The sequence below is a fragment of the Nocardia yunnanensis genome (genome assembly GCF_003626895.1).
Classification (GTDB): Bacteria; Actinomycetota; Actinomycetes; order Mycobacteriales; family Mycobacteriaceae; genus Nocardia; species Nocardia yunnanensis.
This window is the reverse complement of sequence record NZ_CP032568.1, coordinates 439,869-455,467: the sequence shown is the minus strand read 5'-3', so window position 1 is coordinate 455,467 and position 15,599 is coordinate 439,869. Positions and strand designations below refer to the sequence as shown.

General features: G+C 69.6%; 13 protein-coding genes. 9 read left to right on the top strand and 4 right to left on the bottom strand.

The features are described from left to right. Window positions 1–24 precede the first annotated feature (24 nt). Window positions 25–366 carry a hypothetical protein gene (locus D7D52_RS02055; RefSeq protein WP_120734794.1) on the top strand — a complete coding sequence of 114 codons (342 nt, stop codon included), beginning with the start codon at window positions 25–27 and terminating at the stop codon, window positions 364–366. Between the two features lie 23 nt (window positions 367–389). Here D7D52_RS02055 and D7D52_RS02050 read toward each other — a convergent pair whose 3' ends face one another. The 3 genes from D7D52_RS02050 to D7D52_RS38945 all read right to left on the bottom strand — a co-directional run bounded on the left by D7D52_RS02050 (window position 390) and on the right by D7D52_RS38945 (window position 3,360). Then, on the bottom strand, window positions 390–1,706 hold the full coding sequence (locus tag D7D52_RS02050) for an NtaA/DmoA family FMN-dependent monooxygenase (protein WP_120734793.1): 1,317 nt from the start codon (window positions 1,704–1,706) through the stop codon (window positions 390–392). Further along, the gene (locus D7D52_RS38950) at window positions 1,703–2,929 is read right to left on the bottom strand and encodes an LLM class flavin-dependent oxidoreductase (protein ID WP_246023597.1); all 1,227 of its coding nucleotides are present in this window, start codon (window positions 2,927–2,929) and stop codon (window positions 1,703–1,705) included. The genes D7D52_RS02050 and D7D52_RS38950 overlap by 4 nt, the downstream gene beginning before the upstream one ends. A gap of 122 nt (window positions 2,930–3,051) precedes the next feature. Further along, on the bottom strand, window positions 3,052–3,360 hold the full coding sequence (locus tag D7D52_RS38945; protein ID WP_246023596.1) for a hypothetical protein: 309 nt from the start codon (window positions 3,358–3,360) through the stop codon (window positions 3,052–3,054). 30 nt (window positions 3,361–3,390) lie between these two features. Here D7D52_RS38945 and D7D52_RS02035 point away from each other — a divergent pair, with 30 nt between their 5' ends. From D7D52_RS02035 to D7D52_RS02000, 8 genes are all read left to right on the top strand, one after another. Then, window positions 3,391–4,092 carry a hypothetical protein gene (locus D7D52_RS02035; protein WP_246023595.1) on the top strand — a complete coding sequence of 234 codons (702 nt, stop codon included), beginning with the start codon at window positions 3,391–3,393 and terminating at the stop codon, window positions 4,090–4,092. Window positions 4,093–4,253: 161 nt separating this feature from the next. Then, window positions 4,254–6,407, top strand: a complete 2,154-nt coding sequence (locus D7D52_RS02030) for a glycosyltransferase family 39 protein (RefSeq protein WP_120734791.1) — start codon at window positions 4,254–4,256, stop codon at window positions 6,405–6,407. A 194-nt stretch (window positions 6,408–6,601) separates the two neighbouring features. After that, window positions 6,602–7,729 (top strand): BTAD domain-containing putative transcriptional regulator, encoded by a 1,128-nt coding sequence (locus D7D52_RS02025; protein WP_120734790.1) that lies wholly within the window; start codon window positions 6,602–6,604, stop codon window positions 7,727–7,729. A gap of 96 nt (window positions 7,730–7,825) precedes the next feature. Further along, a complete protein-coding gene (locus D7D52_RS02020) occupies window positions 7,826–10,495 on the top strand; it encodes an alkaline phosphatase family protein (RefSeq protein ID WP_162958128.1) in 2,670 nt (889 codons plus the stop codon). A 77-nt stretch (window positions 10,496–10,572) separates the two neighbouring features. Further along, window positions 10,573–11,808: a cytochrome P450 gene (locus D7D52_RS02015; protein WP_120734788.1), complete on the top strand. Its 1,236-nt coding sequence runs from the start codon at window positions 10,573–10,575 to the stop codon at window positions 11,806–11,808. A 183-nt stretch (window positions 11,809–11,991) separates the two neighbouring features. After that, complete coding sequence (locus tag D7D52_RS02010; RefSeq protein ID WP_120734787.1) at window positions 11,992–12,561, top strand: TetR/AcrR family transcriptional regulator; 570 nt, start codon at window positions 11,992–11,994, stop codon at window positions 12,559–12,561. Window positions 12,562–12,594: 33 nt separating this feature from the next. Next, a complete protein-coding gene (locus tag D7D52_RS02005; protein ID WP_162958127.1) occupies window positions 12,595–13,443 on the top strand; it encodes a hypothetical protein in 849 nt (282 codons plus the stop codon). A gap of 160 nt (window positions 13,444–13,603) precedes the next feature. Continuing rightward, entirely contained in the window at window positions 13,604–14,644 is a 1,041-nt protein-coding gene (locus D7D52_RS02000) for an NAD(P)-dependent alcohol dehydrogenase (protein ID WP_120734785.1), read from the top strand. Between the two features lie 9 nt (window positions 14,645–14,653). Here the strand turns inward: D7D52_RS02000 and D7D52_RS01995 are convergent, their stop codons facing one another. Continuing rightward, the gene (locus D7D52_RS01995; RefSeq protein ID WP_120743723.1) at window positions 14,654–15,577 is read right to left on the bottom strand and encodes an alpha/beta fold hydrolase; all 924 of its coding nucleotides are present in this window, start codon (window positions 15,575–15,577) and stop codon (window positions 14,654–14,656) included. Window positions 15,578–15,599: the final 22 nt, after the last annotated feature.

Sequence of the window (15,599 nt, the reverse complement as noted above, 5' to 3'; positions counted from 1 at the left end):
AGTGAAAACCCCTGAGGGATAGCCATGACATCGGAACCCCACGCCATCGGATGGTTGCGGAGCGACATTTCCGGCGAACGACAGCAATGGGATGAGGCGCGGATTCGCATCATGGCGCATCGGCTCGGCTACGACCTGCGCAAGACTGTCGTCTTCGGTCCGTGGACCGACCGACCGGTCCATCGACTGCGCGTACTCATCTCCCGGCTCGCCCTCGACGCCGTCATCGTGCCCAGCGTGGAGCACTTCGACGGCGGCCACGTTCCGGCCGAACTGGTGGCGGTGGCCGACGTCATCACGGTGTCCCCGGAGAACACCTACGCCCGCTACGCCGCCGGGAATCTGCCGGAGCGATTCGAGGCGTAGCGGGCGCGGCGACGCGCCAGGGTTCAGCGGTGAGACAGCGGCGGGCGAAGACCGAGATGTTCGCGGAGGGTTGTCCCGGTATACGCCGTCCGATACGAACCGCGGTCCTGGAGTTCGGGAATCAGCAACTCCACGATCTCGTCGAGACCGGTCGGCACCTGATAGGGGGTGATATTGAAGCCGTGGCTCGCGCCGTGCCGGACCCAGCGGGTCAGCTCGTCCGCGACCTGACCGGGCGTGCCCGCGAAACCGAAACGGGCCGTGGTCTCCACCGCCACCTGCCGCAGGGTGAGCCCCTTGGCGTCGGCCAGGGACCGCCACTGCGCGACTACGGCCGCCCGATCCTGCCCGTCGCGCTGTGCACCCCGGGTGGACGAGATCGCCGATGCCTCAGGGTCTTCCGACGGCAGCGGACCGTCCGGATCCAAGTGTGACAGGTCGCGCCCCCACACCTGCCCCGCCAGCGACAGCGCGGTCGCCCCGGTGATCTGCTGCTCGAGCACCCAGCGCTTCTTCTCCTCGACCTCGGCGGTGTTCTCCGCCAGCACGATCTGGGTGCCGGGCAGGATCCGGATGTCGTCGGCTGGCCGGCCCGCCGCCACCAGGCGCGCGCGAATATCGTCGGCGAACTCCCGCGCCGGCTCGAAGTGAGTTCCGAAGGGGGAGAAGATGACTTCCGCCTGCGCGGCCGCGAAATCACGACCGGCGGGGGAGACGCCGGCCTGGAAGATCACCGGATGTCCCTGCGCGCTGCGCGGGACCGTCGGGGTGATCCGCACCCGGAACTGCGCGCTGTCCCGCTCGACGGCGCGCGCCTCGGTCTCGGACCAGGCGTCCCAGATCTCCCGTGCGAGAGCGAGGAATTCGGCGGCGCGCTCGTAGCGCTGCGCGTGCTCGAGAAACCCGCCGCGGCGGAAATTCGCGCCGGTCCAGGCATTGTCGGTGGTCACCACATTCCACCCGGCCCGGCCGCCGGACAGCACATCCAGGCTCGCCAGCCGCCGCGCCAGATCCGCGGGCTCGTTGTAGGTGGCGTTCTGCGTGGCCACCAGCCCGAGGCGATCGGTGATCCCGGCCAGCGCCGCCAATTGCGTGATGGCGTCGGGCCGCCCGGCGATATCGGTGTCCAGCAGCTGCCCGTCCTGTTCGCGCAGCCGCAGCCCCTCGCCCAGGAAGAAGGCGTCGAACAGGCCGCGCTCGGCGGTGGTGGCGACGCGCCGGAAGGTCTCGAAGTCGATCTGCGACCCGCTGGCCGAATCCGTCCAGATCGTATGGTGATTGACGCCCTGGAAGAAAACGCCGAAATGCACCTGGGCGTCGGGGAACGGGACCTCGGTCATCGCGCGAGCTCCTTCGCGTAGCGGTTGGCGGGACGAGGCAAGCCCAGATTCGCGCGCAAGGTCGACCCCGGCACCGGGCGGTGGGCGAGGCCGGAACGCAGCAGCGCGGGCAGGACGTAGTGGGCGAGGACGGGGAGGTCGGCGTCGACCGCGGTCGGGTGCAGGCGGACGCCGTCGGCGACCTCCGAGAGCTGGGTGAGGAGGCCGACCAGATCGGCGGCGGTGCCCGAAAAAGTCAGGCGGCCAGAGGAATCGGTGCCGACGGACCGTTCGGCATCGGGCCGCTGGTCGAGTTCGGCGTGGTGCACTCGCCCTGACGCGGCGGGGTGCTCTCGTGCTGACGCGGTGGGGTGCTCTTGCGTTGGCGCGGTGGGGTGCTCTTGCGTTGGCGCGGTGGGGTGCTCTTGCGTTGGCGCGGTGGGGTGCTCTGACGGGGACGGGTGCTCTCGTGCTGACGCGGCGGGGTGCTCTCGCGCTGGCGCGGCCGGGTCGTCGAGGGTGATCGCGATATCTACCAGGACGCGGGAGATTCCGGCGGCGCGCGCGGTCTCGATCGCCGTGGTCGCCGCCTCTGTCGTCGCGCCGCTGACCAGGGCGACGTCGATGCCCTCGGATTCGCCTGTGCCGTAACCGAAGACGACCACCTGGCCCTGCGGCGGGCGCGGCACGATGGCGGGCCCCTTCACGGCGAAGGTCTCGCCGATGAAGTCGATGTGGTGCAGTTTGTCGCGGTCGAGGAATTTGCCCGCGGCGAAGTCGCGGATCACCGCGTCGTCTTCCCATGAATCCCACAGCCGCCGTGCGACTTCGATGGAATCCACACGCTCCCGGCGAATCTCCGCAGCCGTGGTCCGCGGGGCGGCTCCCCATGCCCGCGCGGTCGCCGGATCGTCGGCGGCCAGCCATCCGGCGCGTCCGCGCGAGGCGTAGTCCAGGGTCGCGAGTTGTGAGGCGAGATGGAACGGTTCGGCGTAGGTCGCCGCGATCACCGGGACCAATCCGAGGGTGCTGGTGGTGGCCGCGACGAAACCCGCGCGCACGGTGGCGTCCAGCCGGGCGCCGGATTCGGGTGGGTCGAGGGAGTCGCCGAAGGTCGCGAAGGTGAACCCGGCGTTCTCGGCGGCCTGCACCCGCGCTCGCCATGCGACGGGGTGCGTGAACGCCCCGTCGAGTTCGATTCCCAACGCGAACAGGCCCGTTCGGTCTTCGCTCTCGCTCGCCATAGTTGGACGATCGTCGAACCGAGGCCGCGGGGCCACGGTTGCCGTCAGCGTGATCCGAACCCGGGGGCGGTTGACGTGACCTGGTTCACGCCACATGGTCTTGCGGATACCCCTAGGGGGTATTAACTTGATCCTTTGTAAGGCACGAAAGCGGTTGAGAGGACAAGAAAATGACCACCCAAGCCCACGTCGGCCACCACGATCACGCAGCGCACGCCGAACACAACGCTCACGCCGAGCACGCTGCGCACGCCCAGCATGCGGACCATGCCCAGCACGCTGCGCACGCGGACCATGCCCAGCACGCTGCGCACGCGGGCCACGCCCAACACGCTGCGCACGCGGGTCATGCCCAGCACGCGGACCATGCCGCGCACGCGGAACACGCGGAACACGCGGGTCATGTCGAGCACGCGGACCATGCCGCGCACGCGGGCCACGGTGCCGGACTGCCGGGTGGGTTGCAGATCACCCAGGACGGCTACACCCTCGACCTCGCCGAAAAGATCGTCGCCGCAGGCGAAATCGAGTTCCGCTTCCGCATCCTCGGCCCGGACGGCGCGCCCGTCACCGAATTCGACGCCATCCACGACAAGGAACTGCACCTGATCGTCGTGCGGCGCGAGTTGACCGGCTTCTGGCACGTGCACCCGCAGCGGCAGGCCGACGGCACCTGGACCGTCCGCCTCACCCTGCCCGAGGCGGGGGCGTACCGCGCCTTCACCGATATCGCGCCGCGCGCCCTCGGCACGACCATCACCCTCGGCGCGGATTTCGCCATTGCCGGCGACTACCGGCCCGGCACCGCGCCGCAGCCGGAGCGCACCGTCACCGTGGACGGCTACGACGTCACCCTCGACGGCGATCTCGTTGCGGGAGAAGGACGTTTGCTCACCCTGACCGTGCGCAAGGACGGCGCACCCGTCACCGACCTCCAGCCCTACCTGGCCGCCTACGGGCACCTGGTCATCCTGCGCGCCGGTGACCTGGCCTACGTCCACGTGCACCCGAACGGCGAACCCGGCGACGGCGTCACCGCGCCCGGCCCCGAAATCACCTTCCACACCGCGGTTCCCGGCCGCGGCACCTACCGCCTGTTCCTGGATTTCAAGCACGGCGACCAGGTCCGCACGGCCGCCTTCACCCTGCCCGCTACTCACTGAAGCGCCACGCCACCACCGCCTCCTCGACGCCGTTTCCCCTGCTCACCGGACCTTTCTCCGCTCACAGGGAACTCCCAGCCGCCCTGAAGGTCGGTGCCGGAACGAGCACATAGGCTCCGCGCGTCAGTGTGGGAATCGGGGAACAAAGGAAGGCAGGTGGCATGTCGACCATCAGTGTCGCGGGCGATGCGGGGTCTACCGAGCACGGTCTCGCAGCGGCCGGGGGCGAGGCAGGATCCTCCGGCGACATCGAGAAACCGGCGCGAGACACGTCGCGGTGGTCGACATTCCTCGCCCCGCCCGGGCGGCCTCGCTGGGAACGCCCGGCCACCCTGGCACTCCTGATCGCCACCGCGATCATCAACCTGTGGGGCCTCGGCGGCGCGGGCTGGGGCAACGGCTATTACGCCGCGGCCGTCCAGTCCGGCACGCAGAGCTGGAAGGCGCTGCTGTTCGCCTCGCTGGATCCGCACAATGCCATCACCGTCGACAAACCGCCCGCCGCCCTGTGGGCAATGGGCTTGTCCGGCCGCATCTTCGGCTTCAACTCCTGGTCCATGTTCGCCCCGCAGGCCCTCATGGGCGTGGCCGCGGTGGCCCTGCTCATCGCCGCGGTGCGACGCTGGGCCGGACCGGCCGCCGGGCTGATCGCGGGCGCGGGCCTCGCGGTAACCCCCGTGGCGGCCATGATGTTCCGGTTCAACAACCCCGATGCCTGCATGCTCCTGCTGCTGGTGGCCGCCGCCTACTGCACGGTCCGCGCCATCGACGCCCGCGGTGAGCGGCTGTGGTCGGCCGGCACCGGTTGGCTGGTCGGGGCGGGCGTGCTCATGGGCTTCGGCTTCCTGGCCAAGATGATGCAGGCGTTCCTGGTGCTGCCCGGTCTGGCCCTGGTGGTGCTGGTGGCCGGTGCTGGCGGATGGCGTACGCGCATCGGGCAATTGGCGTCCGCGGGCGTGGCGCTGGTGCTGTCGGCCGGCTGGTACGTGGCGTTGGTCGAGCTGTGGCCCGCCGGCTCCCGGCCCTACATCGGCGGGTCCACCAGCAACAGCCTGTGGGAGTTGGCCGTCGACTACAACGGTCTCGGTCGCGTGCTGGGCAACAAGAACGGCGGCGGCCATCGGCCCGCCCCGGCGCTCACCGATACGCCCGTGCCCACCGGCGCGGCCACGCCGACCGGCGTCCCCGATCCGGCACAGCACGCCACCCAGACGCACGGCGGCTTCGGCGGTTTCGGTTCGCAGCCCGGCCTCACCCGCCTGTTCCACGGTGAGCTCGCCACCGAGTTCTCCTGGCTGCTGCCCGCCGCGCTGATCGCCCTGATCGCCGGACTGTGGCTGACCCGCGCGCTCCCGCGCACCGACCGCGTGCGCGGCGGGCTGCTGCTGTGGGGCGGCTGGCTGCTGGTGACGGCGGCGGTGCTCAGCACCATGAGCCGCAGCTTCCACTCGTACTATTCGATGGAGCTCGCCCCCGCGATCGCGGCCCTGATCGGCATCGGCGCGACCCAATTGTGGCAGCGCCGTACCCATCCCGCGGCTCGCGCCACCCTCGCGCTGATGTCATCGCTCACCGGTATCTGGGCGTTCGTGCTGCTGCGCCAGACCCCCGACTGGCTGCCGTGGCTGCGCTGGACCGTGGTCGCACTCGCGGTGCTCGCCGCCGCGGCCTTGCTCATCGCGCCGCAACTGCCCCGATTCGCCGTCGCCATCGGCCTTTTCGCGCTCGTCGCCGGCCTGCTCGCCCCCACCGCCTACACCCTCGAGACGCTCACCCAGCCGCAGCTCGGCGGCAGCCCCACCGCCGGTCCCGCCCGCGGCGGCGATGACGGCCCCGGACCGGGCGGCCCGCAGCGCGGGGTCTCCGACCCGCGGATCGTCGCCCTCATCGAGGGCAGCGACGCCCCCTGGGCCGCCGCCGCCCAGGGCGCCCAGGATGTCAGCGCCCTCGAATTGTCCACGGGCAAGGCGCTGCTCGCGGTCGGCGGCTTCAGCGGCCGCGACCCGTCCCCCACCCTCGCCGAATTCCAGCAGTACGTCGCCGACCACAAGATCGGCTACTACCTGATCCGCCAACGCGAGCAACGAAACCCCCAGGGCAGCAACAACTCCGCGCCCGGCGGCAACAACTCCGCGCCCGGCAGCAACAACTCCCAGCAGCCCGGCGACACACCCCAGCAGGGCCAGCCCGGCAACTCCGGCGGCTGGGGCAACTCCGACCCCGAGTCCCCCGCCGCCCAAATCGCCGCCTGGGTCAAATCCACCTACCCCGTCACCAAGATCGGCACAGTCGACCTCTACACCCTCACCCCGTAATCCCCGCTCACAATGCAACAGTGCAGGCGTCCTCTCGGGGGATGCCTGCACTGTTGCATTCTCACCGGCCGGTGGAACGAAATGGGATTGGGGAGCGACCTGGTCGGGAGAGGATTCGGCGGATGTGAGGGGTGGGGCGGGCTGTGGAAAGTTACAGTGGCGGGCGGGAATCCAGGCCCGGCGGGAGGTCGGCTATGGGCGAGGTGCGGGCTCAGGTGGGGATGCTCGGGCCGGTGCAGCTGACCATCGACGGGGTGGAGCAGCAGTTGGGCGGACCCAAACAGCGCGCGGTGTTGGCGTATCTGGCCATCAATGCGAATCGGCCGGTGTCGGTGGACGCGCTCGCCAGCGCGGTCTGGGAGGACAATCCGCCGCCGGATGTGCGGGTCAGCCTGCACGCCATCGTCTCCAACCTGCGTAAACCCCTGCGCGACGGGGGCATCGACGCCCGCACCGTGCTACGGCACATGGGCACCGGCTACCGCATCGTCGTTCCGGACACGGCGTGCGATGTCTTCCGCTTCCGTGCCCGCCGGGAGAACGGTCTGCGCGCCCTCGCCGCCGGCCGCTTCACCGCCGCTGCCGACACCCTCTCCGATGCTCTCGCCCAATGGCGCGGCCCGGTGCTATCGGATCTGCGCGGGCTCGGGTTCGCCGACGCCTACGCGGTCGCCCTCGACGACGAACGCATCGGGGTCATCGAGGCTCGCGCCGAATCCGAGATCGCGCTGGGCCGCGCTGAGAACGTGGTGCCGGAGCTCTCGCTGCTGGTGCGCGATCATCCACTGCGCGAATCGCTCTGGGAGCAGCTGATCACCGCGCTCTACCTGACCGGCCGACAGTCCGACGCGCTGGAGGCGGCCCGGCGGTTGCGCGGCATTCTCGCCGAGGAGCTCGGCATCGATCCCGGGCACCGCATCCGGGAGCTGGAATCACGCATCCTGCGCCAGGATCCGCTGAGCGTGCGCGCGGTCGGCGCGGCCTCGGCCACCCGCGCCACCACGATCGTGGATCGCAGCTGGCACGAACCCCAGGCGCTGTTGCGCGACCGCTTCGGCCATATCTACCCGGTGATCGGCTCCACCACCCGCATCGGCCGCCTGTCCGACAACGACATCGCCTTGCCCGACGGCCGGGTCAGCCGCCATCACGCGCTGCTCATCGACAACGGCCACACCTGGGCGGTCAAGGATCTGCAATCCTCCAACGGCGTCTTCGTCGACGGTGTGCGCGTGACCGACAGCGCCTTGCTCCGCGACGGCGCGCTGCTGCGCATCGGCGACACCGAACTGGTATTCGTTCTGATACGCACCAACGATTAACTGACCCTTCATCGGTGAACCCCCTCACCGCCACGAACCCCCAAGCTCGGTCGGCGATCCTCGCAGATAGCCGCTCCAATGCTCACAGGGGAGATCATGGATCGGAGGCGCTTTCTGAAGCACGCCGCGCAGCTGGGTGGCGCGGCCGGAGCGATGTCACTGCTCCCGCCGAGCCTGGTGCAGGCCTGGGCCGAGCCCGCCCCGCCGGGCGGCTGGGACCGGATCGAGCACGTGGTGATCCTCATGCAGGAGAACCGTTCCTTCGACCACTACTTCGGCGGCATGCCGGGGGTGCGCGGGTACGCCGACCTCAACGCGCTGCAGCTGTCCACCGGGCGTTCGGTGTTCCATCAGCCCGACGGCGGACGCACCGTGCTGCCGTACCTGACCACCCTGCAGAACATCGACGGCACCGATCACGGCACCCGCACCGGCCACGACGCGTTCGCCGGCGGTCGGCACGACGGCTGGATCGCCGCCAAGGGCGAGGGCACCATGGTCGGCTACGACCGCGACTGCCTCGGCTTCTACTACCAGCTCGCGCAGGCGTTCACGGTGTGCGACGCCTACCACTGCTCGGTGAACGGCCCCACCGACCCCAACCGCATGTACCTGTTCAGCGGCACCGTGAAAAACCCGCTGGCACTGGACAATTTCGCGGAATCGTTGCAGGTCTCGCTGTTCGCCGACGATATGAAACTGCGCTGGATGCGCAGTCTGCCGGTGACCGGGATCGTGGACGCCGCGCTGGGCCTGGTGCACGGAATGACCGGTGCGCTACCGCATTCCGTCGCCGAGGCGCTGACCGGTCTGGTCGCGCCGCGCACCGGCAATCTGTTTCTGTACGACGCGCTGCTGGGACCCGATGCCGGACGCTACGTCAACGACGTCATCTTCGGGCTGCCCTGGACCACGTATGCCGAACGGCTGCAGGAGCGCGGCATCGGCTGGCGGGTCTATCAGGAGTGGGACAACTACACCGACAACGCGCTGGACTTCTTCCTGCCGTTCCGGGAGGCCGCCCGCGCCGCGCTGAAGTACACCAATGGCGGACGCGGCGTCGCCTTCGAGAACTTCTTCCGCTATTACATTGACCTGCAACGGGATCCGAGCCTGGAGCCCGCGTACGCCGCGGATCTGAAGCGTGGGTTGGACGAATTGTCCACGCGGCAGCGCGCTTTGGTGGAGCGCGGATTGCTGCGCGCTCGCGAGGGGACGCTGGTCGAGTCCTTCCGCGCCGATGTGGCCACGGGACGGCTGCCGACGGTGTCGTGGATCGTCGCACCCTACGTCGACTGCGAGCATCCGGTGATGGGCCCGCGCAACGGTCAGGCGCTGGTGCACGGGGTGCTCGAGGCGCTCGCGGAACACCCGGACGTGTGGAACAAGACCGTCTTCATCCTCAACTACGACGAGAACGACGGCTATTTCGATCACATCCCGGCCCCGACCCCGCCGGTCGGCGCGAGCGGTGAGTACTTCGGGAGCCATCCGGTCGGGCTGGGTGCGCGCACGCCCGCGATCGTGGTGTCGCCGTGGAGCAAACAGGCGGTGTGCTCGGAACTGTTCGACCACACCTCGGTGCTGCGCTTTCTCGAGCGGGTCACCGGTGTGGCCGAACCGAATATCAGCCCGTGGCGGCGGCAGCTGTGCGGGGATCTGTCCTCGCTGTTCGACTTCGGCGCGCGGCGCACACTCTTCCTGCCCGAGGCGCAGCCGCGTGCCGTCCAGCCGGATTCCGGTGTCGCCCAGCCCCTTCCGTTCGTGCAGCGGATGCCCGCGCAGCAGAGCGGCAGCCGGGCGCGGGTGCCGCTGCCGTACCGGTTGCACGCGCGGTGCGCGCCGGGGGAGCGGGGCGGGGTGGTGCTGACCCTCGACAACGGTGGCAGCGCGACGGCGCATTGCCTGGTGTATCCCAACGCTTTCGCGCCGGACTTCACCCCGACCCGGTTCGACCTCTCCGGTGGCGGCACGGTCGCATACGAATTCCCCGTCGTGGATGGGCGATACGATTATTCGGTGTACGGTCCCGACGGGTTCCAGCGCCGGTTCGCAGGCGACCTGCGCGGGCCGTGCGCCGGCTTGCGGGTCACCGCCACCGCGGCGGCCTCGGGTGCGCGCAAGATCGCCTGGTCGTTCGAGAACGCTGGGGCGCAGCCGGTTTCGGTGCTGGTGACAGCGAACGCCTATCGGCACGACGGTCCCTGGGTCATCGACATCGGTGCGGGCGCGACCGAGCATCGGGACCTGGCGTGCGACAGCGCGGCCGACGGAGCGGGCTGGTACGACCTGTCCGTGAGCGCCGAGCAGGACGCTGGATTCCGCTGCCGGGTACGGGGATTCGTGGAGAACGGCGCGCCCGGGATCACCGCGGACGACGCCGCGCCCTTCGATCGCCTACTGCTGGATCGATCGATGTACGAGCCGGGCCGGGACCTGGTCGTCACCTACGCACTCGCGCAGGCCGTGGCGGGGCACCGGCTCGCGGTCTACGCGGATCCCGGCGGATTCACCGCTGCGGTGCCCGCGGCGCCGGCGGTCCGGACGTTGACGCTGGGTGCGGGGGTGATGCGGGACGAGGTGGTATTGCCGGTCGCCGGGCATTCCGGTGAGCCCGAGAAGGGGGCTCCGATCGCCGGTATCCGGCAAGTGGGTGCGGTGTCCGACGCGCCCGGGCAGCCCCTGCCCAGCGGCTCTTATCTGGTCCATCACCTCGACGACTCGGGTCGGCCGCTGGCTCGCCCGGTGCGGTTTCGGGTGCTGTAGACGGGTCCGGCTGGTACATGCGGGCTATTCTGCAACGAGTTCTAGACAAATATGGTCTTTTGTCTTACCGTCGGTTCATGAGTTCAACGGCGTCTCATGCGGTGCGATTCGAGCTGCGGTCCGGGGAGACCTGGCGCGATCCCTACCCCATGTATTCCCAACTGCGCGCCCATGATCCGGTCCACCGGTCGATTCCGGAGGGCCACGAATCCGACGACTTCTATGTGCTGTCCCGGCATGCCGACGTGTACGCGGCCGCCCGGAACCCCGAAGTCTTCTCCTCGGCCTCCGGCCTGACGGTCGACTACGCCGACCTGGTGTCCGCCATCCTCGGACCGGTCAAACCGTTCGTCTTCATGGACCCGCCCGAGCACACCGATTTCCGGCGGCGCGTCTCCCCGGGATTCACGCCGCGGCAGGTGAATTCGGTGGAACCCGCCGTGCGCAAGTTCATCGTCGAGCGCATCGAGCGGCTGCGGGCTTCGGGCGGCGGCGATATCGTCAAGGAGCTGTTCAAGCCGCTGCCCACCATGGTGGTGGCGCACTATCTCGGTGTGCCGGAACAGGATTGGGACAAGTTCGACGGCTGGACCGAGCGCATCGTCGGCGGGGCGGTCGAGGGGGCGGGGCTGGCCGCGGGCGGGCAGGACGGATTCACCGCGGTCGGTGAACTGGCCGCCTACTTCGCCGAACTCATCGAGCGCCGGCGCGTCGAGCCCGGCGACGACACCATCTCCCACCTGCTCGCCTCCGGGCTCGGCGCGGACGGCGACAACGAGGGCATCGTCGCCATCCTCGGCTTCGCCTTCACCATGATCACCGGCGGTAACGACACCACCACCGGAAACCTCGGCGGGGCAGTGCAATTGCTCACCGCCAACCCGGACCAGCGCCGCGTACTCGTGGAGAATCCGGCGCTCATCACCGACGCCATCGAGGAATTCCTGCGCATGACCTCCCCCGTGCAGGGACTGGCTCGCGCCACGACCCGTGACGTGGAGCTGCACGGCGTCACCATTCCCGCCGGCCGCAAGGTGCTGCTGCTCTACGGGTCGGCCAATCGCGACGAACGCGAATTCGGGCCCACCGCCGCCGAACTCGACGTGCGCCGCAATCCCAAGCGCATCATGACCTTCAGCCACGGCCACCACCACTGCCTGGGCGCGGCCGCCGCGCGTATGCAGGCGCGGGTCGCGTTGGAGGAATTGCTCTCGCGCTGCCCGGATTTCGGCGTCGACCTCGACAATGTCCGCTGGTCGCACGGCAATTACGTGCGCTGGCCGGTGTCCGTCCCGTTCACCGCGACGGCCTAGCGGGCGTCGGGCCGCGGCATCCGAGGGTGCACGGTCGGGCCGAATGTCGCCCCGCCCACCGGGACCTGATCGGCGACAGGTCCGCACCCCTGTGACGTCGCCCGCTCGCCGAACGGGCAGAGTGTGAACGAGCGGGTTGCGCGGCCGCGACGCCGCACCCGCGAGTGACCGAAGGGATATCCCATGAGCCGAGACTGGCTGGCCGACGATCGCGCCGACCTGGCCGCCGAACGCATTCTGGACGCGGCCGCCCGGCTGTTCGCCGAGCGGGGTGTCGCCGCGGTCGGCATGGGCGATATCGCCAAGGCGGCCGGCTGTTCTCGCGCCACCCTCTACCGGTACTTCGACAACCGCCAGGCCGTGCGGCTGGCCTTCGTGCACCGCGCCACCCGCCACATCGCGGCGGAAGTGTTCGCGCAGGTGGCGGCGATCGAGGACCCGGGCGAGAAGGTGGTGACCGCCATGCTCGGGGCCATCGCGGCCGTGCGCGCCGACCCGCTGCTCATCGCCTGGTTCCGCCCCGGCGAATCCGGCGCGACCGGCCGCATCAGCCAGGACTCCGACGTCATCGAATCCATTGCCGCGGGCCTGTTCACCCCCACCGCCCTCACCGACCCCGAACGCAGCCGCCTGGCCCGCTGGCTCACCCGCATCATCGTCTCCTTCCTCGCCGCCCCCGGCCGCAACCCCGACGAGGAACGCGCCATGCTCACCGAATTCGTCGCCCCCGTCATCGCCCGCGCCTTCGTCTGACCCGGCCGACTCACGCCGACTAATCTTCCTGTCATGGGGAGGATCTGGCCGATCGTGGCCATCGCAGCATGCGTCATGGTCGCAGCCGGTTGCGGGCCCGGCGGTGGGGCCGAGCAGGCCGCTACGACCACGCCCGGGACGACAACCTCGGCGATGACACAGCCGGTGACGACAACAGTCGCGCCCGCGAAAACACCGACACTCGAGGTCGCGAAACTGCCACTGTGCGGTGATGTCAAGGACACCGGGACCGGACTGCCCGCCGACTGCCGATTGGTTTCCGCGGATCGAGCCGGACACACCTTCGTCGTCCGGCACACCACGCTCGAACGCACGTCGGCCGGCGGCGACACCCGCGTCGTCGCGATCGACGTGGTCGGCAAGGACGCGGTCGACAACACCGACTACGCCCAACAGCGGACCATGGTGGAAACCGGGAACCAGTTCATGTTCGGCGAACCGACGCTGCGGGACATCGACGCCGACGGCCGCGACGAATTGCTGGTGCCGATCGGCGGTGGGACCGGCGGGATCACCTACGCGGTCTACCGCGACAGGGCCGTCGAATCGACCACGCAATCACCGGATTTCGCCAGAATCGGAGTCATCAATGGGATCGAGATAGCACACACCGACAGCGGATACATCGCGGCGGTCGGGAAGGGCGGTGCGGCCGAGAAGGAAGCCCTCTTCATGAAGATCGTGAATTCCCAGCTGCACGATGAAGTCCGCGTCGAGATCGACCTGTCGCAGGATTCCTCGGGCCACGTTCACGGCACCTGCAAGATCATCGCGTCCCCGGGCCTCGCCGGTTCGGGTCTGAGCGATAGCGAAGCGACGCAACGCTTCTGCGCGGAGCCGATCGTCAAGGAGTACGAGTAAAGCCGCCACGACGAGCCCGTCACGCGGCAGGCTAGGCACCCGTCCCGGTCACCGGGACTGGTTCCGAGATGTTCAATAGACGCGGCGTCAGTCGCTAGACGGTCTGTAAAGCCAGTGTTACCGTGTGCCCTGGATCATAGGTACGAGGTTAGGGAGTGCGATGCGCGCACTGCAGTGGACTGGGCCGGAAGAGGTGCGGGTCAATGACATTTCGGTGCCCGAGATCGGTCCTGGTGATCTGCTGGTGCGGGTGGGCGCGGCGGGGGTCTGTCATTCCGATCTGACGCTGGTCAACTTCCCCATCCGGTTGCGGGAGGAACCGCTCACGCTCGGCCACGAGATCGCGGGCACGATCGAGGCCGTCGGTTCGGACGTGCACGGCCGGGAGGTCGGTGAGCGCGGCGTCGTCTACCTGTTCTGGACCTGCGGCGTCTGCCGCGAATGCGTCAGCGGCAACGAAAACGTCTGTCTCGCAGCGGGTCGCGTGGCCATGCCGCCCTGCCCCGGGCTGACGATGGCCGGCGGCATGGCGGAGTATGTGCGCATCCCGGCGAGTGCGTTCGTGCCGATCGGCGACCTCGACTTCGTGCAGGCCGCGCCGATCGCCGACGCGGCGCTCACCGCCTATCACGCCATTCGCGGTGCGCGAGAAGCGTTGCGGCCCGGCGGAACCGCCGTCGCCATCGGAATCGGCGGCCTCGGCCACGTCGGTGTGCAGATCCTCGACGCCATCTCCGGCGTGCGGGTGATCGCGGTGGACCAGGCGCAGGAGAAGCTGGACCTGGCCGCCGACTGCGGCGCGGAGATCGGCATTCTGTCCGGACCCGATGCCGCCCAGCACATTCTGGACCTCACCGACGGCCGCGGCGCCGACGCCGTATTCGACTTCGCGGGCGTGGACGCCACCGCCAAGCTCGCCTGCGAGACCGTCGCTCCCAATGGCGCCTACCGCATGGTGGGGCTCGGCGGCGGCGCCGCGGAAATCACCGCCGGGCCCGCCGGCGGCCCGGGCTGGCCCTGGGGCGCGTCGGTGCGAAAGTCGCTGGGCGGCACGCGAAGCGACCTGCACGACTGCGTCGCCCTCGCGCAGGCGGGCAAGCTGCGCATGGAGGTCGAACGCTTCGACCTGGCCGAGGGGCCCGAAGCCCTGCGCCGCCTGGACGCCGGTCGAATCCGGGGCCGGGCCGTCCTGGTGCCCTGAGCCGGGCGCTCAGGCGTCGCTCGCACCCAGGAACTTCGCCACCCGCGCCGCGATCTCGTCCGGAAACTCCCCGTTGATGGCGTGCGAAGCCTCCGGCCACACCTCGAACTGCCCGCCGGGCAACAGCTTTCGCGCCCGAGCCACGGTCTTGCGAGCGTTCTGTACGATGCTGCGGCCGCCGTAGATGCCGAGAATCGGCATCGTGAGCGCCGAAAGCCGCTGCGCGGCAGGCCGTTGCGTCATCGGCAGATACGCCGCGAAGTCCTTCATCCCCGACGCGATCAGCCGCCCCTCCGGCAGCTCCTCCGGCGCGGAAACCCCGCCGGAGATCCAGCTCAGCAGCTTGCTCCGCCACGTGTCCGGCATCCCCGGCAACACCGCCCCGAGCGAAACAGTGATCATCTTCCAGGTCACCCCGCCGAACACGAACGGCGAATCCAGCAGGATCAGCGACGCCACCCGCTCCGGATGGCGCACCGCCAGATTCGCCGCGGCCCACCCGCCGATCGACACCCCCAGCACATGCACCGGCCGAGATTCCAACGCCGCCAACGCCTCCGACAGCCACGCCGCCTGATCCACCTCATCGGTCAACGGCTTGGTCTGCACGCTGGCCCCCGGCTCTCCCAGCAGGTCCAGCGTGATCACCGGCCGCACCCCCATCAGCCCCGGCAGATTCGCCGCCCACAGCGGGGTGGCGGCCTGCCGCCCCGGCAACAACACCAGCGGCGTAGCGTCTCCCGCCCCGAACCGGTAAGCCCGCACGGTCCCGAATCCGGTCGGCACATCGACCGTCTCCCGCACCTGCGGCAGCTGCTCGAACCCGTCGACATAGGCCGCCCGATATCGCTCGAACCCCGCCGTCTCGCGGAAGTACCCCACCCGCTTGCCCTTGAACTTCGGCCCCACGTTGCTCTCGGGAAACTCGACCATGCCCTCCAGGCTAGTGATGCCG